Source organism: Pseudomonas sp. B23(2017) (assembly GCF_002113725.1).
In the GTDB taxonomy this organism is placed as follows: Bacteria; Pseudomonadota; Gammaproteobacteria; order Pseudomonadales; family Pseudomonadaceae; genus Aquipseudomonas; species Aquipseudomonas putida_Z.
Map to the genome: position 1 here is coordinate 119,098 of NZ_NEJM01000009.1, position 23,712 is coordinate 142,809.

At 65.1% G+C, this 23,712-nt stretch carries 19 protein-coding genes; 15 read left to right on the forward strand and 4 right to left on the reverse strand.

Annotation, left to right across the window (positions count from 1 at the left end; translation table 11 throughout):
• Nucleotides 1–7: 7 nt before the first annotated feature.
• Nucleotides 8–1,192, reverse strand: a complete 1,185-nt coding sequence (locus CAG46_RS16195; protein ID WP_085616228.1) for an efflux RND transporter periplasmic adaptor subunit — start codon at nt 1,190–1,192, stop codon at nt 8–10.
• Between the two features lie 151 nt (nt 1,193–1,343).
• On the opposite strand from CAG46_RS16195, the gene CAG46_RS16200 reads away from it, so the two are divergent.
• From CAG46_RS16200 to CAG46_RS16225, 5 genes are all read left to right on the forward strand, one after another.
• Nucleotides 1,344–2,738, forward strand: coding sequence for an ATP-binding protein (locus CAG46_RS16200; protein WP_085616230.1), 1,395 nt, complete (start codon nt 1,344–1,346; stop codon nt 2,736–2,738).
• Nucleotides 2,735–3,397, forward strand: a complete 663-nt coding sequence (locus CAG46_RS16205; RefSeq protein ID WP_085616232.1) for a response regulator — start codon at nt 2,735–2,737, stop codon at nt 3,395–3,397. Before CAG46_RS16200 ends, CAG46_RS16205 begins: the two co-directional genes overlap by 4 nt.
• Nucleotides 3,398–3,840: 443 nt before the next feature.
• A complete protein-coding gene (locus CAG46_RS16215; RefSeq protein ID WP_085616234.1) occupies nt 3,841–5,388 on the forward strand; it encodes an AMP-binding protein in 1,548 nt (515 codons plus the stop codon).
• A gap of 15 nt (nt 5,389–5,403) precedes the next feature.
• Nucleotides 5,404–6,567 (forward strand): acyl-CoA dehydrogenase family protein, encoded by a 1,164-nt coding sequence (locus tag CAG46_RS16220; RefSeq protein ID WP_085616236.1) that lies wholly within the window; start codon nt 5,404–5,406, stop codon nt 6,565–6,567.
• Nucleotides 6,568–6,631: 64 nt separating this feature from the next.
• Complete coding sequence (locus tag CAG46_RS16225; RefSeq protein WP_085616238.1) at nt 6,632–7,942, forward strand: MFS transporter; 1,311 nt, start codon at nt 6,632–6,634, stop codon at nt 7,940–7,942.
• On the opposite strand, the gene CAG46_RS16230 is transcribed toward CAG46_RS16225, so the two are convergent.
• Entirely contained in the window at nt 7,927–8,889 is a 963-nt protein-coding gene (locus CAG46_RS16230) for a LysR family transcriptional regulator (RefSeq protein WP_085616240.1), read from the reverse strand. The genes CAG46_RS16225 and CAG46_RS16230 overlap by 16 nt on opposite strands.
• Nucleotides 8,890–9,039: 150 nt before the next feature.
• Between CAG46_RS16230 and CAG46_RS16235 the strand changes: the two genes are divergently transcribed.
• Genes CAG46_RS16235 through CAG46_RS16245 form a run of 3 tightly spaced genes read left to right on the forward strand, consistent with a single transcriptional unit; the run spans nt 9,040 to nt 11,068 of the window.
• On the forward strand, nt 9,040–10,377 hold the full coding sequence (locus tag CAG46_RS16235) for a DUF1329 domain-containing protein (RefSeq protein WP_085616242.1): 1,338 nt from the start codon (nt 9,040–9,042) through the stop codon (nt 10,375–10,377).
• A 12-nt stretch (nt 10,378–10,389) separates the two neighbouring features.
• Nucleotides 10,390–10,779 (forward strand): YidH family protein, encoded by a 390-nt coding sequence (locus CAG46_RS16240; protein ID WP_085616244.1) that lies wholly within the window; start codon nt 10,390–10,392, stop codon nt 10,777–10,779.
• A complete protein-coding gene (locus CAG46_RS16245) occupies nt 10,769–11,068 on the forward strand; it encodes a DUF202 domain-containing protein (RefSeq protein ID WP_085616246.1) in 300 nt (99 codons plus the stop codon). Before CAG46_RS16240 ends, CAG46_RS16245 begins: the two co-directional genes overlap by 11 nt.
• An 18-nt stretch (nt 11,069–11,086) precedes the next feature.
• On the opposite strand, the gene CAG46_RS16250 is transcribed toward CAG46_RS16245, so the two are convergent.
• Both CAG46_RS16250 and CAG46_RS16255 read right to left on the reverse strand, forming a co-directional pair.
• Nucleotides 11,087–13,045, reverse strand: a complete 1,959-nt coding sequence (locus tag CAG46_RS16250) for an alkyl/aryl-sulfatase (protein WP_085616248.1) — start codon at nt 13,043–13,045, stop codon at nt 11,087–11,089.
• A 101-nt stretch (nt 13,046–13,146) separates the two neighbouring features.
• A complete protein-coding gene (locus CAG46_RS16255; protein ID WP_085616250.1) occupies nt 13,147–14,046 on the reverse strand; it encodes a LysR family transcriptional regulator in 900 nt (299 codons plus the stop codon).
• Between the two features lie 67 nt (nt 14,047–14,113).
• Here CAG46_RS16255 and CAG46_RS16260 point away from each other — a divergent pair, with 67 nt between their 5' ends.
• From CAG46_RS16260 to CAG46_RS16290, 7 genes are all read left to right on the forward strand, one after another.
• Nucleotides 14,114–15,385: a 3-hydroxyacyl-CoA dehydrogenase gene (locus CAG46_RS16260; RefSeq protein WP_085616252.1), complete on the forward strand. Its 1,272-nt coding sequence runs from the start codon at nt 14,114–14,116 to the stop codon at nt 15,383–15,385.
• Nucleotides 15,382–17,169 carry an acyl-CoA dehydrogenase C-terminal domain-containing protein gene (locus CAG46_RS16265; protein ID WP_085616255.1) on the forward strand — a complete coding sequence of 596 codons (1,788 nt, stop codon included), beginning with the start codon at nt 15,382–15,384 and terminating at the stop codon, nt 17,167–17,169. Before CAG46_RS16260 ends, CAG46_RS16265 begins: the two co-directional genes overlap by 4 nt.
• A gap of 43 nt (nt 17,170–17,212) precedes the next feature.
• Nucleotides 17,213–18,376 (forward strand): iron-containing alcohol dehydrogenase, encoded by a 1,164-nt coding sequence (locus CAG46_RS16270; RefSeq protein WP_085616383.1) that lies wholly within the window; start codon nt 17,213–17,215, stop codon nt 18,374–18,376.
• Nucleotides 18,377–18,378: 2 nt separating this feature from the next.
• Nucleotides 18,379–18,813: a thioesterase family protein gene (locus tag CAG46_RS16275; protein WP_085616257.1), complete on the forward strand. Its 435-nt coding sequence runs from the start codon at nt 18,379–18,381 to the stop codon at nt 18,811–18,813.
• A 21-nt stretch (nt 18,814–18,834) separates the two neighbouring features.
• A complete protein-coding gene (locus CAG46_RS16280) occupies nt 18,835–20,019 on the forward strand; it encodes an acetyl-CoA C-acyltransferase (RefSeq protein ID WP_085616259.1) in 1,185 nt (394 codons plus the stop codon).
• 174 nt (nt 20,020–20,193) lie between these two features.
• A complete protein-coding gene (locus tag CAG46_RS16285) occupies nt 20,194–22,047 on the forward strand; it encodes a DUF1302 domain-containing protein (protein ID WP_085616261.1) in 1,854 nt (617 codons plus the stop codon).
• 20 nt (nt 22,048–22,067) lie between these two features.
• Complete coding sequence (locus tag CAG46_RS16290; protein WP_085616263.1) at nt 22,068–23,384, forward strand: serine hydrolase; 1,317 nt, start codon at nt 22,068–22,070, stop codon at nt 23,382–23,384.
• Nucleotides 23,385–23,712 lie beyond the last annotated feature (328 nt).

The following is a 23,712-nucleotide window of genomic DNA, read 5'->3' on the forward strand; positions in this document are numbered from 1 at the left end:
ATGGGCCTCAGTTGCTATCGTTGTGAGCGGTCAGGGGGGTGTTCTGCACCTGCACCTGTTGGCCAACACGCACCTTTTGCAAACCCTCCATGATGACCTTGTCGCCAGCTGCCAGGCCGTGACTGACCCACCAACGGTTGTCCACAGCACGGGCCAACGTCAGCTCACGCTGTTCTACCTTGCCATCGACCACTACCAGGGCGGTGGCGCTACCGCGCTCGTCACGGCTGACGGCCTGCTGCGGTACCAAAATAGCGTCGTTCTGTACGCCTTCCTGCAACGTTGCCTTGATGTACATGCCCGGCATCAGCAGGCCGTCGGGATTGGGCACCACTGCGCGGAACGTCACACTGCCGGTGCTTTGGTCAACGCTGACGCCGTTGAAGGTGAGGGTGCCGGCATGGGCGTAGGCGCTCCCATCTTCAAGTTCCAGGGTCACACGAGCGGCATCCGCCTGCCCGCTGCGTGCCAGCTTGCCTTCGGCCAGTTCGCGCTTGAGGCGTAGCAGGGTGCTGCTCGGCTGGGTGAAGTCGACGTAGATCGGATCGAGTTGCTGTACCGTGGTGAGGGCCGTGGTCTGTTCGGCAGTGACCAGTGCGCCAGGGGTGACCGAGGAAGTGGCTGTGCGGCCATCGATCGGTGCGTTGATGCGGGTGTAGTCGAGGTTGATCTGTGCGGTACGCTGCTCTGCCAAGGCAGACTGCAGGCTGGCACGGGCCTCGAGCAAGGCCGACTGGGCGCTTTCGTTGTCTTCGGCACTGATTGCGTCGAGCTTCACCAGTTGAGCATCACGCTTGGCTTTGAGTTCGGCAGCCCGCAGCGTGGCTCTGGCCGAGCTGACGGTGGCCTTGGCCTGTGCCAAGGTGGCCTGGTAGGACTGCGGGTCAATCTGGTACAGCGCCTGGCCGGCCTTGACCGTGTCACCCTCATTGAACAGACGTTTCTGAATGATGCCGCCAACTTGCGGACGGATCTCGGCAATCAGGTGGGCGCTGGCGCGACCGGGCAGGGTGGTGGTCAGGGCCTGGGCGGCGGTTGTCACTTCATGCACCGCCACTTCCTGTACAGGAGCAAGGGCTGCAGCGGTTTCGGTTTCACCGCAACCTCCCAGGACAAGCAGGCCGGCGCCAAGCAGTAGCGCCCGGGACCAAGGTGATCGTGTATAGAACAGGGAGTGGAATAACGTATGCATCGCAGGCTCCGACCCAATTGATTCAGATGGCCCAAGCGTGCGTGGGAATTGTGCAGCAAATGTGCAGAAAGGATGGAGATTGGCCTGCGCGCCTTGCGGCACTGGAGTTGGCACGCTTCAATGGTGGCAATTCCAATTCACCGGCGGAGCCATGAAAGTCAGCCTTTCGCACAAGTTTTTCTTCGCGATGCTCTTGGTCTGCACTTTCGCCGTGTTGGGCATGGTGTTCGCCGCCTACTTAAGCTTGAAGTATGGCTTTCTCGGCTACCTCAATCAGCAAGCCGAGGAGCGCATGGATCGCATCGTGCCGCGGGTCGAGCAGGCCTATGCGCGTAATGGCAGCTGGGACTTCATCCGTCGCGACAAGGACCAGTGGTTCGAACTGCTGCGCCCGGACGATATCCAGCCGGACAAGACTTTCGACCCCAGCTTGCTGACGGTCTCCGACCTGACTGGCGCGTTCGTGCGCTTCGCCCTGCTCGATGCCCAGCGCCGGCCGATCATCGGCTACCAGGGGCCTAGCAGTGAAATGCTGCTGCGCCCGATCAGGCATCAAGAACAGCTGGTCGGCTGGATGGCTCTTGCGCCGCTGCAGTCGGTGACCAGCGTGGGTGACCGCCGCTTCCAGCTGAACCAGCTGCGCTCCAGCCTGCTGATAGGTCTGGCCTGCCTGTTGGCCACGGGTGTGATCGCCTGGTGGCTTAGCCGTGCCTTGCTGCGCCCGATCCGTGAAGTGGCCAGTGCCACCCATCGCCTGGCTGCGGGTGATTATGAAATCCAGCTGCCGGTGCGTTCGGCAGACGAAGCTGGGCAATTGGCCGTCGATTTCAACCGCATGGCCGCCACGCTGGCGAGCAACGAGCGCCTGCGCCGCGACTTCATGGCCGATATTTCCCACGAGCTGCGCACGCCGCTGGCGGTGATGCGGGCCGAACTCGAAGCCATGGAAGATGGCATTCGCCCGGTCGATAGCAACGGTCTGCGCTCGCTGCAAGGCGAAGTCGGGTCGCTGAGCAAGCTGGTCGACGACCTGTTCGACCTGTCGTTGACCGAAGTAGGTGGACCGACCTATCGTCGCGAACGTATCGACCTGCGGGTGCTGCTGCCGGTGGTGGCCGATGCCTTCCAGGCCGGTTTTGCCGAGCGTGGCCTGGCGTTGCGCCTGGAGTTGCCGGAAGAACCGCTGTGGGTGCTGGGCGATGAGTCACGCCTGGGCCAGTTGCTGCACAACCTGCTGGAAAACAGTCGCCGTTATACCGATGCGGGCGGCCACACGGTGCTGCGCGCATTCCAGGACGGCGACCAAGTGCTGGTGCAATGCGAGGACACCGCCCCCGGCGTGGACAGTGCATCCCTGGCGCGTCTGTTCGAGCGTTTCTACCGCGCCGAGCGTTCGCGTAACCGTGCCAGTGGGGGCACCGGCCTGGGCCTGGCAATCTGCCGTGGCATCGCCGAAGTACACGGTGGCAAGCTGACGGCCAAAGCCTCGGCCTTGGGCGGCTTGCTGTTGTCACTCACGCTTCCGGTTGCCGGAGATCAGGCATGAGCCAGATTCTGTTGGTGGAAGATGAACCCAAGCTCGCCGCGCTGGTGGGCGATTACCTGCGCGCCGGTGGCTACCGCGTCGACCACCAAGAGGACGGCCTGGCGGTGATCCCGGCGATTCGCCAGGGCCAGTACGACCTGATTCTGCTCGACCTGATGCTGCCCGGTCGCGATGGCCTGGATATCTGCCGCGAGCTGCGCGGCTTCAGCCAGATGCCATTGATCATGATGACCGCCAGGGTCGACGAGATCGACCGCCTGCTGGGCTTGGAGCTGGGCGCCGACGACTACATCTGCAAGCCGTTCTCACCACGCGAGTTAGTCGCACGGGTCAAGGCCGTGTTGCGCCGTAGCGGGCAGCAGGCACCGAGCCTAGGCGTGGAGCTCGACTCTCGATCATTCCAGGCGCGCTACATGGGGGTGGCGCTGGACCTGACACCGGTAGAGTTTCGCATGCTTGCGGCACTGGCGGCTCGCCCGGGACAAGTGCTGTCACGCGACCAACTGATGAATCACATCTACCGAGACCATCGCGTGGTCGCAGACCGAACCGTAGACAGTCACGTGAAGAATTTACGGCGCAAACTGTCAGGGGTAACTCCAGGACATGACCCGCTCAGGTCGGTATATGGGGTGGGTTACAGCCTGGAGCTTGAGTAGAACCCGGCCGCCAGCGGAGCGCCAGTGCCAGGCGCAACCGGTTGGGCACAAGGTTATCGAAATCAACTGCTCATCTATTTCATACCTAAATTCCCGAGCGGTTTGGTTGTTACGTCAGACCGGAGCAGATACGAGGGCGCTTTCGACCCGTAGCGGTCATTTTGCCCCACAGCAATCATTGTGGGAGCGGGTTCACCCGCGAACACCGGCACGGCCGGTGCCATCCACCGCGGCGCCTGCTTCGCGGGTAAACCCGCTCCCACAGAGTACGCGTCGCGCTTACGAAACCAGTTATCTTTTAGCGTCACCGATCGCCAGCCCCAACATGTCTGGGCCTTACGCCAGCCAATAAAGGTATGGCCCACATCTGAATCTTGTATTTCATCTGCACGCGTTCGCCTGATTAGCATCGTCGATGTCTTCCTGTCGACGAGAACAACAACGTGAACCTTGGAACGATCATTACCCGAAGTGCCCGCTACTGGCCGGACCACATCGCCGTGGCGGACAGCCAGACACGCGTCACATACGCCCAACTGGAGCACCGCAGCAACCGCTTGGCCTCAGCGCTGGGTACGCTAGGCGTGGGTGTCGGGGAGCATGTGGCGATACTCGCCGCCAACCGCGTGGAGCTGGTCGAAGCTGAAGTGGCGCTGTACAAGGCGGCGATGGTCAAGGTGCCGATCAATGCGCGGCTGTCAGTGGATGAAGTGGTGCGGGTGCTGGAAGACTCCTGCAGCGTTGCACTGATCACCGATGCCAGTTTTGCCCAGGCGCTGGCAGCGCGGCGCACGGAGTTACCGCTGCTGCGCCAGCTGATCGTGCTGGAAGACGAGGGCGGTGATCTGGGTTATGCCGCGTTACTAGAGCGCGGCAGTGAGGCACCGCTGGGCCTGGACCCGGCCGACGATGCGCTGGCCGTGCTGCATTACACCTCCGGCAGCTCCGGCGTGCTCAAGGCTGCGATGCTGTCGTTCGGCAACCGCAAGGCGCTGGTGCGCAAGAGCATTGCCAGCCCCACACGGCGCTCCGGGCCAGGCGATGTCATGGCCCACGTGGGGCCCATCACCCATGCCAGCGGTATGCAGATCATGCCGCTGCTGGCGGTGGGCGCCTGCAACCTGCTACTCGATCGTTATGACGACCGCCTGTTGCTGGAGACCATTCAGCGCGAACGGGTGACGCGGCTGTTCCTGGTGCCGGCGATGATCAACCGCCTGGTCAATTACCCCGGCGTCGAACGCTTCGACCTGTCGAGCCTGAAGCTGGTCATGTACGGCGCCGCGCCCATGGCACCTGCCCTGGTGAAAAAGGCCATCGAACTGTTCGGGCCGATTCTCGCGCAAGGTTACGGGGCCGGTGAAACCTGTTCGCTGGTCACGGTGTTGACCGAGCAGGACCATTTGGTGGAAGACGGCGATTATCAACGCCTGGCCTCGTGCGGGCGGTGCTACTTCGAGACCGACCTGCGGGTGGTCAACGAGGCATTCGAGGATGTGACCCCGGGTGAGGTCGGCGAGATCGTGGTCAAAGGGCCCGACGTGATGCAGGGCTACTGGCGCGCCCCAGCGCTCACCGCCGAAGTGATGCGTGACGGTTACTACCTTACCGGCGACCTGGCGACGGTCGATGCCCAGGGGTACGTGTTCATCGTCGATCGCAAGAAGGAAATGATCATTTCCGGCGGTTTCAACGTGTACCCCAGCGAAGTGGAGCAGGTGATCTACGGTTTCCCCGAAGTGTTTGAGGTGGCGGTGGTCGGCGTGCCCGACGCCCAGTGGGGCGAAGCGGTGCGCGCGGTGGTTGTGCTCAAGCCCGGGGCGCAACTGGAGGCCGCCGAGCTGATCGATCGTTGCGGCCGTGCGCTGGCCGGTTTCAAGAAACCGCGCGGTGTCGACTTTGTCAGCGAACTGCCGAAAAACCCCAATGGCAAGGTGGTGCGCCGCCTGGTCCGGGACACCTACTGGCAACACAGCGAACGTCGTATCTGACCCGGGAGCATCACCATGTATCAACCCAGTGCAAAGGCTGCGCAGATTATCGAAGCGATCGAGGGTTTCGTCCGCGATCAGGTACGCCCGCTGGAACAGCAGGCACAGCTGGACTGGGCGCGCCCGCACCCCCAGCCGGTGCTGCGGCAGGTGTGGAAACTTTCCAGCGAGCAGGGCCTGTACACCGTCATGCTGCCCGAAAGCATGGGCGGAGCCGGCCTGAACGTGGCCGACCTTTGCGCGGTGAAGGAGGCCACGATGCTGACAGGCTCGATGCTTGCCTCACACGTGTTGGGCGAGCTGTCGGGGCCACCGCGCGTCGGCCACCTGTTCAAGGTGGCCAGCCCCTACCAGGTCGAGACCTTTCTCAAGCCAGTGTGCCGCGCTGAAAAGGCCGTGTGCTTTGCCCTGACCGAAGCCGAGGCAGGTTCCGATGCCACCGCCATTACTACCCAGGCGCGCCGCGACGGCGACCACTATGTGCTCAGCGGCTGCAAGCGTTACATCTCTGGCGCCTCCTACGCCGACCTGGCGGTGCTGCTGGCGGTGACCGGGCCGGGGAAGGGCGCCCAGGGCATTTCGGCGTTCTTCGTCGACCTCAACGCGCCGGGTGTGCGAATTGACAGCGATTACTCGGTGATGTCCGGTGGCGGTGCCCACGGCGACATCGTGCTTGACCAGGTGCGCGTGCCCGCGGCCAACCTGATCGGTGAAGAGGGACAGGGGTTCAAACTGGCCATGGGGCGCATCACCCTCAACCGTCTGCTGCATTGCCCGACCCTGCTGGGGATGGCCGGCCTGGCGCTGAACTTGTCGATCGAGCATGCACGCAGCCGCAAGCAGTTCGGCCAGCCGATCGCCATGTTCCAGGCGGTCAACCACATGATCGCCGACATGGCCACCGAGCTGCACGCTGCGCGAAGCATGGTCTACGCCACGGCCCAGGTGAACGACGCAGGGGGCGATATCCGCACCCAGGCGCCGATGTGCAAGCTGTTCGTATCCGAGGCGGCCTTCCGCATCGCCGACAAGGCGGTGCAGGTGCACGGCGGTGCCGGGCTGATGCAGGGCCATCCGGTGGAGTGGATTTTCCGCGCCACGCGGATGATGCGTATCCTTACCGGCACCAGCGAGATCCAGCGCAACACCATCGCCAAAGGCGTGCTGATGCCTGCCTGAACGACGGGCCGCCCTTGCGGCGGCCTTTTTGCAACACCTCACAACAATAACAAGAGTACTCGCCATGACTGCGGATTCTTCCCTGCCTAACCCCCGTACCGCCTGGCTGGTGGCCGCGCTGCTGGCCCTGCTGATGCTGGTCAACTTTCTCGACAAGGTGGTGATTGGCCTGGTGGCCGTGCCGATGAGCGCCGAACTGGGCCTGACGGCCACCGAGTTCGGCCTGATCGGTGGTGCCTTGCATTGGTTTTTCGCGATCTCCGCCGTGGTCGGTGGCTTCATGGCCAACCGGCGCCCCACGCGCACCTTGCTGTTGGGCATGGGCCTGTTCTGGGCGCTGATCCAGCTGCCGATGCTGTTCGCCACCTCACTGTGGACCATCGTCGCCTGCCGGGTGCTGCTGGGCATCGGTGAGGGGCCGGCATCGCCGGTGGCCACTCATGCACTGTACAAGTGGTTCCCCAACGACCGGCGCAACCTGCCGGTGGCCCTGCTGCATGCTGGCAGTGCCATGGGCCTGCTGGTGGCGGGGGCAATGATCCCCTGGGTCAGCCTGCATTACGGCTGGCGCACCAATTTCATCATCCTTGCGTTGATCGGCCTGGTCTGGTGCCTGTTGTGGTGGCGGCTGGGCGAGGAGGGCACCCTCGAACGCCTGCGTGCCAGCCAGCTCAAGGCCGACGAATCGGCTATCCCCTATCGCAGGCTGCTGGGCGACCCCAGCGTGATGGGCAACTATCTGTGCCACTTCGCCGCCAACTGGTCGCTTGCCCTCACCCTGACCTGGGTGCCCAGTTACCTGCAGGTGGGCCTGGGTATCGACCCGCTGCAGACCGGGCGCATCTTCATCATGTTCGTGGTCGTGACCACGCCGCTGAGCTTGCTGCTGGCCTGGTTTTCCCAGCGCCTGATGCGTCGCGGCGTGAAGTCAAGGGTGGCACGCGGCGTGTTCGTTTCGGTGTGCCTGATACTGGGCGGCCTGTTGTCGGCTTCGTTGATGCTACCTGGCTTGAGCACGGCCGTAAGGGTCGCCGCGCTGACTTTGAGTGGTGGCCTGGCGCTGGTGATGTATTCCGTGGGCCCGGCAATGCTCGCCGAGTTCACCCCGGCGGCCCAGCGCGGCGGCATCCTCGCCATGGGCAACGGCATCGCCTCGCTGGCCGGGCTGGCAGCGCCGGTGGTGACCGGCTTGCTGGTACAAGGTGCGGGTAGCGAACACCCGGCGGGGTATGCCCAGGGCTTCCTGGTGTGCGGCGCGGTGCTGGTGATGGCCGGATTGGTGGGCCTGGCCACCATGAACCCGCAGCGCACCCAGCAGCGCCTGCGCGAATCTGCTGCCGCTGGCGGGCAGGTGTGCGCTCAGACCGCCAGCTGAACGCCGAGCACCGACTCCAGCGGCTCGGTCTCCTTGCCGATCAGTTCGCCCCGCCACCGGCCGCTGTTGACCAGGTCAATCAGCACGCTGCGCACCAGGTCGCGCAGGCAACCGGCAGCGAACGACAGGGGTTTGTGCTGGGAGTGCGCCAAGGCGATGGTGCGGCTGATGCGCGGTTCGACGATGCGCCGCGCCGCCGTGGGTTCGAGCAGTACGCTCAGCGGCGGCCAGTTGCTGATGGTCGCCGCCAGGCCGGCGCGCACCAGGCTGGCGATACCGGGTGCCGATTGCTGCTCGTAGGCAGCGGCCAGGGGGACGGCGGCTTCCATGGCGGCTTGCTCGATGCGTCGGCGCAGGTGCAGCGTCTTGGGCGGCAGCACCAGCCGGGTGGCGGCGGCTTCGGCTAGGGTGATGGTGTCGGGGGTGCCGGGGGCTGATGCGCCAACCCAGTACAGCGCCTCGGTGAAGATCGGCTCGGCCTCCACATGGTCGAGTTCCTCGGCATTGGGCACCACTCCGAAGTCCACCTTGCCCAGCTCGATGGCCTGGCCGCCTTCACGGCTGAGGCCGTCCCATACGGTCAGAGTGACGCCGGGGAAGCGCTGTTCGGCGCGCCTGACGATTTCTGGCAGCAGCAGGTCGGCGGCTGTGGCCGGGATGGAAATGGCCACGTGGCCCTTGGGGTCGCCGCGGCTGGATTTCAGCTCATCCTTCACCGAGTCGAGTTTCTGCACTACCTGCCGGGCCACTTCGTAGAGCTGGCGCCCGGCATCGGTCAGGGCAATGCCATCGTGCTGGCGGTCGAGCAGCTGCATCTCCAGTTCACTTTCCAGCAGGCTGATCTGCCGGCTCAACGCCGGCTGGGCAATGTAGGCGCGACGTGAAGCCGAAGAGAAGCTGCCGGCTTCGACGATGGCGATCAGGTAGCGGAGCTGTTTCAGGGTCATCGGAGCGGTTCCAAGGGTATGCCGAACTGATATGGCACGTATCCGAACACGTTATTTGTGGGGTTCGAAGCGCGGCTCCTAGTATCACCCCGAAAGGGCGTGCCAAGGCAAGCCCGGCCAGGACACCACAACAACAAGAGGCCAAGCCCGATGAAACCATTCGCTCTGCTGCGCAGCTTCCTGTTCGTCAACGCCAGCCTGCTGAGCCTGTACGTGGGGGCCACGCCACTGCCCGCAGACCTGACGCCGGTGGGGGCCGAACGCGGGCCCAGCGGCGACGGGCGCATACCGGCCTGGAACGGCGGTCTGCGGGCGGGGCAAGTGTCTCTGGCGGTCAACGGCACGCCGCTGGACCCGTACGCCGATGAGCAGCCGCTGTATGTGATCACCGCCAACAACTACACCCAGTACCGGGAGCAACTGACGGCGGGGCAGGTGGCCTTGATGCAGCGTTACCCCCAGTCTTTCCGTCTGCCTGTGTATCCCTCGCACCGCAGTGTCGCGGTGCCGCCACCCGTGGGCGAGTGGGCCCGGCACAATGCGGCCAGTGCCCGGCTGGTCAATGACGGCAACGGCGTGGCGGGCTTTGCCGGCGTAGTGGCATTCCCCAAGCCCGAGAATGGCCTGCAGGTGCTGTGGAACCACCTCACCCGGCCGCGCAACGGCAGTTACAGCCTGGCCTCGGACAGCATCACCCCGCGTGGCGATGGCCGCTTCGCGACGATGAGCCTGCAACAGAACTTCGCCCGCCCCGACGTACTGGAAGGCGGCCAAGCGGGCAACGTGCTGTATTACCTGAGTTACCGTATGACCGCGCCGTCGCGTCTGGCGGGCGATGCCGTGGTGCTGCACGAAACCCTCGATCAGGTCGCCCAGCCGCGCCTCTCGTGGCTGTACAGCAGCAGTCAGCGGCGGGTGCGGCGTGCCCCGACGCTGGCTTATGACAGCATCACCCCGGGCACGGCCGGCCTGCGCACCGCCGACAGCCGCGACATGTTCAACGGCGCCCCGGACCTCTACCAGTGGACCCTGGTGGGCAAGAAGGCCCTGCACGTGCCGTACAACAGCTATCGCCTGGCTTCGCCCGTGCTCGGTTATGCCGCGCTGATCGGGCCGGGGCACGTCAACCCGCAACCCACCCGCTACGAGCTGCACCGGGTGTGGGAAGTGGTGGGCACCCTCAAACCTGGGGCGAAGCACCTGTACGCCAGTCGCCGCTATTACCTGGACGAGGACAGCTGGGCAATCCTCGAGGCGGACTTTTTCGACCACAAGGGCCAGTTGTGGCGCACCGCCCAGGCCCACAGCTACTACCACGTGACTGGGCAGGCGCTGGTCAACGCCATGGAGGCGATCTACGACCTGCGCAGTGGCCGCTACCAGCTGTCAGGCCTGACCAACGAGCAGCCAAGGCCGTACGCCTTCGACGTGCGCACCAGTGCTTCCTACTTTTCCCCCGGCGCATTGCGCAGCCAAGGGCTGCGCTGACACAGGGCTCTCATGAATTCCGATCACCGTCGTACTCCTTGGGAGCGCTGGTTGCTGGGGCAGGGCAAGGCGCCCGACCCGCGTTTTACCTTGGCCAATGAGCGCACCTTTCTTGCTTGGATCCGCACCGCACTGGCCTTGCTCGGCGGCGCCATCGCCATCGAAACCTTCGCTGCCCATGCCTGGCCACCCTCTGGGCGCGTGGCGATGGAGCTGGCGTTGCTGGCCTTCAGCTTGCTGGTGAGCCTGGGCGCCGGCTGGCGCTGGTTCGCGGTGGAGCGCGCATTGCGCCGCGAGGCGCCGCTGCCGTTCCCGCGCCTGGTGCCACTGCTGAGCGTGGCGTGCGGGCTTGCCGGCGTGGCGCTTGTCGGCGTGCTATGGGCGCGTTGGCATGGCGGATAGCGCCAGAGACACCGGGCTGCAGGCCGAGCGTACCGTGCTGGCCTGGCGGCGCACGCAGGTCTCGTTGCTGCTGGTAGCGTGCCTCGCCTGGCGTGGCGAGATGTGGATGGTGGCTGGCCTGGCGGCGCTGCTGGCGGTGTTGTGTCGGGCCCGTGACCGCCGGGTGTACCGCCGTGGGCTGGGCATGCTGCATCGCGAGCAGGGCCACGCGGCCGCCTGGAGTGTGCTGCTCTGTGCCCTGGGGGTGGCGGGCCTGGTGCTGAGCGTGTGGTTGCGCCGCTCGCTTTAGGGCGGCGCTGTAGGTGATTTAGGGGGTGACGATATTGAAGCGCCCGTCCGGCTCGTCCAGCCCTGCCATGAAGCGCATGAACATCATGCGCTCGCCACTGATGTCGATATCACCCACGGTCGCTTCCTTGAGAAAGCCGGTCTGCTTCAGGGCGATGCGGTCCAGAATAGCCTTGCTCATTTTCACCTCGACATCCGCCTGCCTGTGGCGGGTGTGGTCGCGGTGGGTGAGAACGCCGTTGCGTAGGGTCAGTGCATAATCTTCGTTCAGGTCGGTGAAGTGCCAGTTGATGGTCAGGTCCTGCTCGGCGGCCTTGGCAGCATCCACGCGTACGCCCAGGTAATCGAAGAACAGCGTCGGACTCAGGGCGCGTACCAGGTCGTCCGCGCTGCCGCCTTTGCTGGCGGTCGGCGCCACACCGTTGCGCAGCTCTTGCGCACCGGTCAGGTAGGCGTTGCGCCAGGTGGCGTTCTCGCTCTGGTAGCCCAGTTGCTCCAGGGCGTCGGCCTGCAGCTCGCGCGCTGCGCTGTTGTCGGGCTCGGCGAATACCAAGTGCCGGGTGAGCTCGGCAACCCAGCGGTAATCACCGCTGCCGTAGGCCTCAAGGGCCAGGGTCAGCACCCGCTCGGCACCGCCCAGGGCCTTGACGTAATGCGCACCGGCCTCGCTCGGCGGCAAGGGGTTGAGGGTTGCCGGGTTGCCGTCGTAAAAGCCCATGTAGCGCTGATACACCGCTCGTACGTTGTGGCTGAGCGAGCCATAGTAGTCGCGGCTGTACCATTTGCTGGCCAGCCGAGGCGGCAAGGTGGTCAGCTCAGCGGCGATCTCGGTGGGGCCAAGGCCACGGTTGATCAGGCGCAAGGTCTGGCTGTCGATGAAGGCGTACATGTCGCGCTGGTCAGCCAGGTAGTCGCGGATCGCCGCGCCGCCCCAGGTCGGCCAGTGGTGCTGGGCAAACACCACTTCGGCCTGCTCGCCATAGCGCAACAGCGACTGGTCGAGGTAGTGCGCCCACACCTTGGCATCGCGCACCTGGGCGCCGCGCAGGGTCAGCACGTTGTGCTGCACGTGGGAGGCGTTCTCGGCCATGCACAGGGCCTTGAACTGGGGGAACCACAGGTTCATTTCAGCAGGCGCTTCGGTGCCAGGGGTGAGCTGGAATTCGATGTCGACACCGTCGATGCGCAGGGTCTCGAAGGGCTGTTCGATCAGCCGGGTCGGGGCAATCAGGCTAACCGTGGCATTGGTCGGCACACCCTTGCCCAGGCCGGCATCCACCTGGCCGCGTGGACCGCGTGGCAGTGGTGCGCCGTACATGTACTGTGCCCGGCGCTTCATTGCCGGCCCGGCCAGCACGTTTTCGCTGACGGCATGTTCGAAGAAGCCCTGCGGGGCGATGACCTGCACCTTGCCGGCCTTGACGTCCGCCTCGTCGATCACCCCACGCACGCCCCCGAAATGATCGACGTGCGGGTGGGTATAGATTACCGCCACCACCGGTCGCTGCGGGCGATGGCGAAAGTACATGGCCAACCCGGCCCTGGCGGTTTCCACCGACAGCAGCGGGTCCATCACGATCAGACCGTGCTCGCCTTCGATCAGGGTCATGTTGGCCAGGTCCAGGCCGCGCACCTGGTAGATGCCTTCGCTGACCTTGAACAACCCGGCAAGGGTGTTGAGCTGGGCAATGCGCCACAGGCTTGGGTTGACCGTGGCCGGTGCCTCGCCTTTCAGGAAGGCATAGCGCTGCAGGTCCCAGACGGTTTTACCGTCGGCATTGACCACGGGCTGGTCAACAGCTTCGAGCAGCCCGCGGCGGGCATTGTCGAAGTCGCTGCGGTCGCCGAAGGGCAGGCGCTGCAACCATTGCTGATTGCTCTGGCGGGTGAGGTCGCTGGCGTCCTTGGCCGGCCCGCCGGCCAGCGCCGCGTAGGGCAGGGCCAGGGCCAGCAGGCAGGGCAGTGTGCGTAGGCGCATGGGGTAGTCCTTGTTGTTCTGAGGGCGAACACTCTAAGGACAGAGCTCGCCGGCAAACCAATACCACTCTTGCATGGCCACCCATGCCCAAGTGCTATGGCTCAGCCGGCACCAATTTCCATGATGCGCGCCACCAGCCAGGCCAGTGCCGGGTCGTGCTGGCGATGGGCAAGGTACACCAGCTCCAGCTGGAAGGGCTCCAGGGCGAACGGCAGCTCGAATACCTGAAGCGGCAGCAGCCGGGCGAAATAGCGGGCCAGGGCGGTGGGCAGCACCACGCACAAGTCGGAGCTTGCGGCCAGGTGTGCGGCCTGCAGGTAATTGGGCGTGGTGTAGACGATGCGCCGGGCCAGACGCTGTTCCCCCAGCCATTGGTCGACCATGCCACGTGTCTGCCCGCCGTGCACCCACAGGTGGCGCAGGGCGAGAAACGCTTGAAGGTCGAGGGTGCCATCCACTTCGGGGTGGCCCTGGCGCACCGCCACGTGCAGGGTTTCGCTGCGCCAGTGGCGCCGCTCGTAGCGCGCGGGCACCTCATCGAAGCGCCCCAGCACCAGGTCGAGCTCGCCGCGATCGAGGGCTTCGGCGGGCAGATTGGGCGTCAGGTGCAGCACATCCACGCGCAAGTGCGGGGCCTGGGTTTGCAAGGTGGCCAGCAACTTTGGCATGCAAAGCTGTTCGGCGAAGTCGGTGAGCGCGATACGCAGCTGGCGGTGGCTGAGCCGCGGGTCGAAGCTGTCGCCGGCGCCAAGGGTCTGTTCGATCTGCAGCAATGCCGCGCGAATCGGGCCTTCCAGGGCCAAGGCGCGCGGAGTGGGGCGCATGCGTCGGCCCACGCGCACCAGCAGCGGGTCGCCCAGCAGGTCGCGCAGACGCGCCAGCGCATTGCTCACCGTCGGCTGGGTCAGCGCCAGGCGTTCGGCGGCGCGCGACACATTCTGTTCACGCAGCAGCATGTCCAGGACGCGCAGCAGGTTGAGGTCGAAGTTGGTTATATTCATGCGAAAAATACATGGGATGGAAAATGAGAATTTCAAAAATAGTAGGCGCCTGACTAGGGTGAGGGCAATGCCTTCACACCTTGAATCAGGAGCGTCACGCGTGATTATTTCCTACAACGTTCAACAGGCGGCGGTGATCGGCGCCGGCACCATGGGCCGCGGCATCGTCATCAGCCTGGCCCGTGCGGGCCTTGCGGTGCTGTGGCTGGACAACGACTCCAGCGCTACCGAAGCCGGCCTGGCGATGATCGCGCAAACCTGGGCACAGCAGGTGGCCAAGGGCCGTATCGATCAGGCTGAGGCTGACGCCTGCCTGGCGCGGGTGCGCCAGGTAACGGCTTATGATGACCTCGCCGAAGCCGACCTGGTGATCGAAGCGGTGTACGAGAACCTGGCGCTCAAGCAGGCCATCTTCCGTACCCTGGACAGCACGCTCAAGGCCGACGCCATCCTTGCCAGCAACACCTCGGCACTGGACATCGACGCCATCGCGGCAGTCACCCGCCGGCCCGAACAGGTGCTCGGGCTGCACTTCTTCAGCCCGGCCCATGTGATGAAGCTATTGGAAGTGGTGCGCGGGGAGCGCACTTCGCCCGCGGTGCTCGAGGCTGCCCAGGCCCTTGGGCAGCGCATGGGCAAGGAAGTGGTGGTGGCCGGCAACTGTCCAGGCTTCATCGGCAACCGCATGCTCGCCAGCTATGTGGCCGAGGCGCGCAAGCTGCTGCTCGAAGGCGCCACGCCGCGGCAGGTGGATGAGACGTTGCAAAGGTTTGGCATGGCCATGGGCCCGTTTCGCATGTACGACGTGATCGGCATCGACCTGGAGTGGCGGGCCCGTCAGCTGGCTGGGAAAGGCATGGATGCGCCGTTGGCCCAGGTCGACAACAGCCTGTGTGCGCTGGGGCGCTTCGGGCAGAAGGCCGGCCAGGGTTACTACCGTTATGCCCCTGGCAGCCGTGATGCGGTGCACGACCCCGAAGTCGATGCACTGGTGCTCAAGGTCGCCCATGACCTGGGCGTGCGTCGGCGCCAGATCGACGACGAGGAAATCCGTGAGCGCTGCCTGCTGGCGCTGGTCAACGAAGGGGCAAAGATACTTGAGGAATCGGTGGCCAGCTGCAGCGCTGACATCGACCGTGTCTACCTGCATGGCTACGGCTTCCCGCACGAGGTTGGCGGGCCGATGCGCTGGGCTGACCAGCAGGGGCTGGGCTTGCTGCTGGCACGCCTGGAACGCTTGGAGGGACTGTTCGGCGAGCACTGGCGCCAGGCCGGATTGCTGAGGAGCCTGGTGGCTGAGGGTAAACAGTTGGCCGACGTTCGCGAGGGCCGCGCATGAACTACCGAGCCCCCCAGCGTGACATGCACTTCGTGCTGCATGAACTGTTCGATGTGACGGCGCACTGTGCCCGCCTGGGCAATGAGCTGGACCGCGAAACCATCGATGGCATTCTTGAGCAGGGTGCACGCTTTGCCAGCGAAGTGGTTGCGCCGCTCAACCGCCAGGGCGATGAGCAGGGCTGCCGCCTGGAGCAAGGCAACGTGCGCACTCCGGATGGCTTTCGCCAGGCTTACCGGCAGTATGTGGAGCAGGGCTGGGGTGGCATGACCGGCCCGCTGGAACATGACGGCCAGGGCCTGCCGCAAATGGTTTCGGCCTGCTTTCACGAAATGCTGATGGGCGCGTCGCTGTCGTTCCGGATCTATTCCGGGCTGACCGAGGGCGCCGTGCTGGCCTTGCACCGGCATGGCAGCGCAGCGATCAAGCGCGATTACCTGGGCAAGCTGGTCAGCGGCGAATGGGCCGGCACCATGTGCCTGACCGAGCCGCAGGCCGGCACCGACCTGGCGCTGCTGCGTACCCGTGCCGAGCCGCAGGGCGATGGCAGCTACCGCATCAGCGGTAGCAAGATCTTCATCAGCGGCGGCGATCAGGATCTCACCGACAACATCGTCCACCTGGTGCTGGCGCGGCTGCCGGATGCGCCGGCCGGTGTGCGTGGCATCAGCCTGTTCCTGGTGCCCAAGTTCGAATGCACAGAAAACGGAGGGCTGGGCCCGCGCAATGCGGTCGAATGCGGCGCGCTTGAGCACAAGATGGGCATCAAGGGCGCGGCGACCTGCGTGATGAATTTCGATGGCGCCCGTGGCTGGCTGGTGGGAGAGGCCAACCAGGGCCTGGCGTGCATGTTCACCATGATGAACGATGCGCGCTTCCAGGTCGGCCTGCAGGGGCTGGGCATCGCCGAGGCGGCCTTCCAGGGTGGCCTGGGCTATGCCCGCGAACGCTTGCAGTCGCGCAGTCTGGCAGGGCCGGTGGCGCCCGAGCGCAGTGCCGACCCGATCATCTGCCACCCTGACGTGCGGCGCATGCTGCTGACTCAGAAAACCCTCAGCGAAGGTTGCCGCATGCTGGCGGCCTTTGCCGCCCAAGCGCTGGACCTGGAGCACGGTGCTTTGCAGCCTGAAGTGCAGGCGGCCGCAGGGCGCCGCGCGGCGTTGCTGATCCCCATCGTCAAGGCCTTCCTCACCGATGTCGGCCAGGAGACTGCCAGCCTGGGCGTGCAGCTGTACGGCGGGCATGGCTACATCCGCGAATGGGGCATGGAGCAACTGATGCGCGACAGCCGCATCACCCAGCTGTACGAGGGCACCAACGGCATTCAGGCGTTGGACCTGATTCGCCGCAAGCTGCTTGGCGATGGTGGCGAGCAGTTGCGCCTGCTGATCGATGAGTTGCTTGAAGGGGCACGCAACTGCCGCGCAGACGCGCTGGCCGGGATGGCCCAGGCGGTTGCCCAGCGCCTGCAGGAATGGCGCAACCTGAGCGCCGAGGTGCTCGACGCCTGCCGCTGCGACCCGCAGGAAATCGGCGCGGTGTCGGTGGATTTTCTCGCCTATTCGGGCTACGTGCTGCTGGCCGCACTGTGGCTTCGGGCGGCCGAAACCGCCAGCGCGGCATTGACCGCCGGCAGCCAGGACAGCGCCTTCTACCAGGCCAAGTTGCAGGCTGCAGCCTTTTACTGGCGGCGGGTGTTGCCGCGCGCGAGTGCCCACTGCGAGGCCTTGCGCGGCGGCGCACAGTGCCTGATGAGCCTGGATGATTCGCACTTCGCCTTTTGACCTGGCCCTGCTGTTCACCCACAAGAACAAGAGGAACATGAGTATGCAGCCTTTCAGTTTTGCCACCACCCCCCATCTGCTTTGCGAACCCGGCGCGGCCGGGCGCCTGGCGCAGCTGTGCCAGCAACGCGGCGTGCGCCGCGTGCTGATCGTGACCGACCCGGGTATCGTCAGTCTGGGTATGCTCGATGACTTGCTCCCAGGGTTCACCCAGGCCCACTTGAGCGTGGCGATCTTCAGCGACGTCAGCGCCGACCCCAGCCATGCCTGCGTGCTGTCGGCCGCCGCTCGGGCGCGGCATATCGGCGCCGAGCTGATCGTCGGCTTCGGTGGCGGCAGCTCCATGGATGTCGCCAAGCTGGTGGCGCTGCTGGCGCACCCGGCCTGTGACCAGACCCTGGAGGCGGTGTACGGCATCGACCGGGCCAAAGGCCAGCGCCTGCCGCTGATCCAGGTGCCGACCACCGCTGGGACGGGGTCGGAGGTCACTCCTGTCGCCGTGATCACCACCGGCGAGGCGGCCAAGATGGCGGTGATTTCACCCCTGTTGCTGCCCGACCTGGCCTTGCTCGACGCAGAGCGCACTCTGGGCCTGCCCCCGGCGATCACCGCCGCCACGGGGATCGATGCCATGGTCCATGCCATTGAGGCCACCACCAGCCAGTTCAAGTGCAACCCGCTGTCCAGCCTGTTGGCCCGTGAGGCGCTGGCGCTGCTGGCCGGCAACCTCGACCAGGCGGTGCACAACGGTGGCAACCTGGTGGCGCGCCAGGCCATGCTGCTGGGCGCCTGTCTGGCCGGGCAGGCGTTTGCCAATGCGCCGGTCGCGGCGGTGCATGCGCTGGCCTACCCATTGGGGGCGCGTTACCACGTGCCGCACGGGCTGGCCAATGCGCTGGTGCTGCCCCACGTGATGCGCTTCAACCGTCGCGAAGCGTTCGCCGACTATGCCGCGCTGGCCCCGGCCCTGCTGGGCGATCGGCTGGTGCCTGGCGACCCCCATGAGCTGTGTAACCAGTTCATCGATGAGCTGGAGCAGCTGGCGCCACGCTGCGGCCTGCCCAGCCGGCTGCGAGATGTCGGGGTACCGCGGCACAGCCTGCCATTGCTGGCCGAGGATGCCCTGCAACAGCAACGGTTGCTGGTCAACAACCCGCGCAAGGTCACCCTTGACGACGCATTGGCCCTCTATCAGGCGGCGTTTTGAACATGGCCAGGGAGCGCCCGCTGCGCGGCGCCTACCGCCACTTTCAGCCGATCACCACGCGCTGGCATGACAACGACCTGTACGGGCATGTGAACAACGTCGTTTATTACGGGTTTTTCGACAGTGCCGTGAATACCTGGTTGATCGAGCAGGCCGGCCTCGATATCCACCACGACCCGGTGGTGGCCTACGTGGCCGGGTCCGCCTGCGACTATTTCGCCGCCGTCGCCTTCCCGCAACGCATCGAGGTGGGCATTGCCGTCGAACGTTTGGGCAACAGTTCGGTGCACTACGCCCTGGCCGTGTTCGTCGAGGGCGAACCCGAGGCCTGCGCCGCCGGCCGTTTCACCCATGTGTTCGTCGATCGCCGCAACAACCGCCCGGTCAGTATTCCCGCCCAATTGCGCAGTGCCTACGAAAGCCTGCTGCCGGTGTAATTGCCCAAGGAGAGCTGTTTCATGCAAGACGCAGTCATCGTATCCACCGCGCGCACGCCCATCGCCAAGGCTTGGCGCGGCGCGTTCAACGACCTCACCACCCCCAGCATGAGCGCTATTGCCATCCGCGCCGCCGTCGAGCGCGCCGGCGTGGAGCCGGGCGAAGTCGAGGACCTGGTGCTGGGCACCGCCATGCAAAGCGGGACCGCCGCCATCAACCCGGCGCGCTTGTCGGCCCTGGCGGCCGGCTTGCCGCAGTCGGTGGCCGGGCAGACCATCGACCGCCAATGCGCTTCAGGGCTGATGGCAATTGCCATCGGCGCTCAGCAGATCCGCGGCGAGGGCATGCACGTGGTGGTCGGAGCCGGGCAGGAGCAGATCAGCCTGGTGCAGCAGGCACACATGCAGGCCGCCAATGCTGCCCAGGACGACACGGTGCGGCGCCTGTGCGAGCACGCCTATATGCCAATGCTGCACACAGCCGAGCACGTCGCCAAACGCTATGGTATCGCCCGTCACGCCCAGGACCGTTACGCCTTGCTGTCGCAGCAGCGAACAGCGGCAGCGCAGGAGGCCGGGCTGTTCGCAGATGAAATCGTGGCAGTCACGGCGCAGCGCAAGGTCGTCGACAAGGCCACTGGCGTCCAGTCCCACGAGCGCGTGCACCTGAGCCAGGACGAAGGTAACCGCCCGCACACCCGACTGGCGGACCTCGAGGCACTGCAACCGGTGATCGAGGGCGGCTGCGTGACGGCTGGCAATGCCAGCCAGTTGTCCGATGGTGCCAGCGCCTGTGTGCTGATGAGCGGTGCCCGGGCGGCACGCGCAGGCTGCCAGCCGCTGGGACTGTACCGGGGCATGGCGGTGGTCGGCCTGGCGCCGGAAGAAATGGGCATTGGCCCGGTGCTGGCGATACCGCGCCTGTTGGCGCGCCACGCGTTGCGGGTCGAGGACATCGGCTTGTGGGAGATCAACGAGGCATTCGCCTGCCAGGTGCTCTACTGCGCAGAACACCTGGGCATCGACCCGGCTCGGCTCAACGTCAACGGTGGCGCCATCGCCATCGGCCACCCCTATGGCATGAGCGGTGCGCGCATGGTCGGGCATGCCTTGCTCGAAGGCCGCCGGCGCAAGGTTCGCTACGTGGTGGTGAGCATGTGCGTGGGCGGGGGCATGGGCGCGGCTGGCTTGTTCGAAGTGCTCTGAAGCACCGCCATCGAGCCATAACGAACCGGCATGGCATTGATCCGAAGACGCTATTTGTGAGCGTAATCAAACCTCCCTGATACTGCTCGTCACCGACACCGCCGGCCTGGGCGGCCGGCGCGTCCGCGCTGAACCCATCATTTCCCTCTCTAATAAAACAACAAGAGGTTAAGAGTGAGCGCAACCCTTCTATCCTGCCGGCGCCAGGCGCCGCTGGCGGCCCTGTGCTGCCTGCTCGCCACTCCGGTGGCGGGCGTTCAATTCGACGTTGGCTCGCTGCAAGGGCGTTTCGACTCGGCGCTGTCATTGAGTACCGCCGTCAGCACTGCCAACCCCGATAAACAGCAGTTGCAGGCTGCCAATGGCAATGACGGGCGGCGCAACTACCGGTCGGGCGACATATTTTCGGCGATCTTCAAAGGCACCCATGACCTGGAGCTGCACGGCGATAACGTGGGTGTATTCCTGCGTGGCACCTACTGGTACGACACCGCGCAACGCGACCACAGCCAGCGGGCCGTCGACATCGACGATCGCAACCGCCAGGTGTCGGCGAAAACCGCGGGGACGGAGCTGCTCGATGCGTTCGTCTATGGCCTTTACGACATTGGCGGTGAGCCCGGTTCGCTGCGGGTGGGCAAACAGGTGGTCAACTGGGGGGAAAGCCTGTTCATCCAGGGCGGGCTGAACGTGATCAACCCCTTCAGCCAGGCTGCGCTGCGCCGGCCAGGGGCGGAAGTGAAAGACGCCCTGGCGCCGGTCAACCTGCTGTATGTCACGCAGAACCTCAACCAGGCGCTGTCTTTCGATGCCTTGTACCAGCTGGACTGGGAGCAGACCCGGCTGGAGAACTGCGCAACGTTCTTTTCCGGCAACGACTTCATGCCCGAAGGCTGCCAGGGACTGGATGTCGGCGGGCAGATGGTGACCAATCCAGCCGTGTCGTCGGCCCTGTCCCCGTTTGGTGTGACGCTGACGGAGGAGGGTGTGCGCGTGCCTCGGGGCGCCGACCAGAATGCACGCAACGGTGGCCAATGGGGTTTTTCGCTGCACTGGTACGTTGAGCCACTGGATACCGAGTTCGGCCTGTTCGCAGCCAATTACCACAGCCGTTCGCCTTACCTGGGCACGGTCAGCAGCCGCTATTACGCCAATACGGGCTTTGCCCGTGAACTGTGCGGCAATGTCGGTGTGGCGCAGGCCAATTGCGGGGCCTTTCTGGCTTCCAGCAACGGGCAGACCCTGGCTGGCGCGCTACGTATGGGCACCTCGCAGTACCGGGCGCAATACCCCGAGGACATCCGCCTGTACGGCCTGACCTTCGCCACCACATTGCGCAACGGTGCCGCCGTGCAGGGTGAACTGAGCTACCGGCCAAACATGCCGGTGCAGCTCAACGGCAACGATGTGCTGCAGTCATTGCTCAATGCTCCGGGCCGCAGCCCGCTCAACGCCGACGGCCTGCGCCCTGCGACAGACAACACCCCCTTCGACGGTTACCGGCGCAAGGAGGTGACCCAGGCCCAGGTGTCGGCCGTGCAGGCGTTCAACCAAGTCATGGGCAGCAACCAGCTACTGCTGATGGGCGAGGTGGGCGCCACCTATGTAGGCGGGCTGGAGGGGCGTTTCGGGCCGCGCTATGGCCGCTCTGGTGCCTATGGCAACGGCGAGCTGGCCGACAACAGCCTGTGCCTGGCGATCTCGAAAAGCCCGGTCGACTGCAACGGCGAGGGCTTTGTCACACCCTTTTCCTGGGGCTACCGCCTGCGCGCGACCTGGAGCTACCCCAACCTGATCCAAGGCCTGGACGTTCGCCCAGGCCTGGCCTGGGCCCATGACGTCAAGGGTTACTCGCCGGCGGACAGCTCGGCCTTCAACGAAGGCTCTCGCTCGATCAGCCTGGGCGTGGACGTCAGCCTGGCCAGCCAATACTGGGCCAGCCTGGCCTATACCGATTACCTCGACGGCGATTATGGCACCCGCGGCGACCGCGATTATGTGGCGTTCAGCGTGGGCGCCAACTTCTAAGGCAACCAAGGAGCAAGACCATGTCCAAGCGCAGCATGCACCCTTCATCCGCCAACCTGACTGGTATCGCCCTGGTGCTGGCCGGTGCCTTGGCCCCAACCCTGGCGGTCGGTGCACCGACCGGGCAGGGTGTGATGCAGGGGTTCCCACCGGCGCCGGAGTTGCGGGTCACCCAGGCCAATGCCTTTCAGCCACCGTACTTGCGCTGGTCGATGCGCCACGCCCGTGAGGTGTCGCCCACCCGTGGCATCGGTCGGGCAGCCACACCGCTGAGCTTGACCGAAGGCCGCGCGGCGGCGCTAGACCAACTGGCCTTCAGCGCCGGTGACCAGCCTTTGACCTTGGCCGGCTACCTGGAGCAAACCAGCACAGACGGGATGATCGTGCTGCACCAGGGCAAGGTGGTGTACGAGCGTTATCTGGACGGCTTCCAACCTCGCCAGCCCCATATCTGGGCGTCGATGACCAAGTCGGTCACCGGCCTGATCGCTGCCCAGCTGATTGCCGAAGGTGCGCTGGACCCGCAGCGTACGCTGGCGCATTACGTGCCGGAACTGCGCGGAACGCCGTTTGGCGAGGCGACGGTGCAGGCCAACCTGGACATGCAGGTGGCGGTGCAGTACCCCGCGCAGATGCCGCCGGACCTCGGCCTGTTTGCCGCTACTGGCCTGATACCTCGGGGCGAAGGAATGCCGGGGGATATCTACAGCTTCCTGCGGCAGGTGCAGCAGGCGCCGAACCCCGGCCAAGCACCATTCTTCTACCAGAACGGCTCGCCGGAAGCGCTGGCCTGGGCGTTGCGGCGTGTCACCGGGCTGAATTGGGCGCAGTTGGTCGAACAGCGGTTGTGGTCACGCTTCGCCGAGGACGATGCCTATGTGCAGGTCGACCCGCTCGGTACCGAAATGGCCAGTGGCGGCATCAGCTGTAATTTGCGCGACACCGCCCGCTTCGCCGAACTGGTGCGCCGCGAACTGGCCCGTGATGCCAAGGGCGACAGCTTCAACCAGGCTGTGCACAGCACGTTCCAGCCTGCGGACCCAGCAGTTTTCGCCCAGGGCAGCCTTGGCCCCGGCCGTCCTGGCTACAGCTACCGCAATTACTGGTACCAGAAAAACGACGGTGACGGTTCGTTCGAGGCCAGCGGGCGCTTCGGGCAGAAAATCTACATAAATCCCCGCCGCGAACTGGTCATCGTAAAACTCTCAGCCACCGCCGACCAAGCCCGTCGCGCCACGCGTGCTGACGGCGAAGCAAACGCCCCCGCGCGCGTCGTGGACTCGCCGGCTACGTTCAATCGCATGGTGGATGCGGTGTTGGCGGCACTGCCGGGTTAATGTGCAAAAGTGCAACTAGAGGCGGGTTTGATCATCCTCTTTTGGCCAATAGCTGCCCTCAGCGTATGGCTGCCATGGGGCGGAAGCAGTCGTTCGCGAGTGACCGCTTTCGACCCATAGCTGCCAGTGGAGAAAGGCAGCATTCGGCCATGAGCAGTCATGGATGCACCTACGAACTATGAACCACTCACTACTTGCAGATTGAGCCCCTTTAAAGAGTGCTCTGGGCTCTCACCGCCCACCCGACGGACATGGATTTTTCTGAAGCCGAGCTGGCCGATTGGGATGTACAGAGGCGTTTTCAGCTGCGTTTGACCTCGGCACGGAT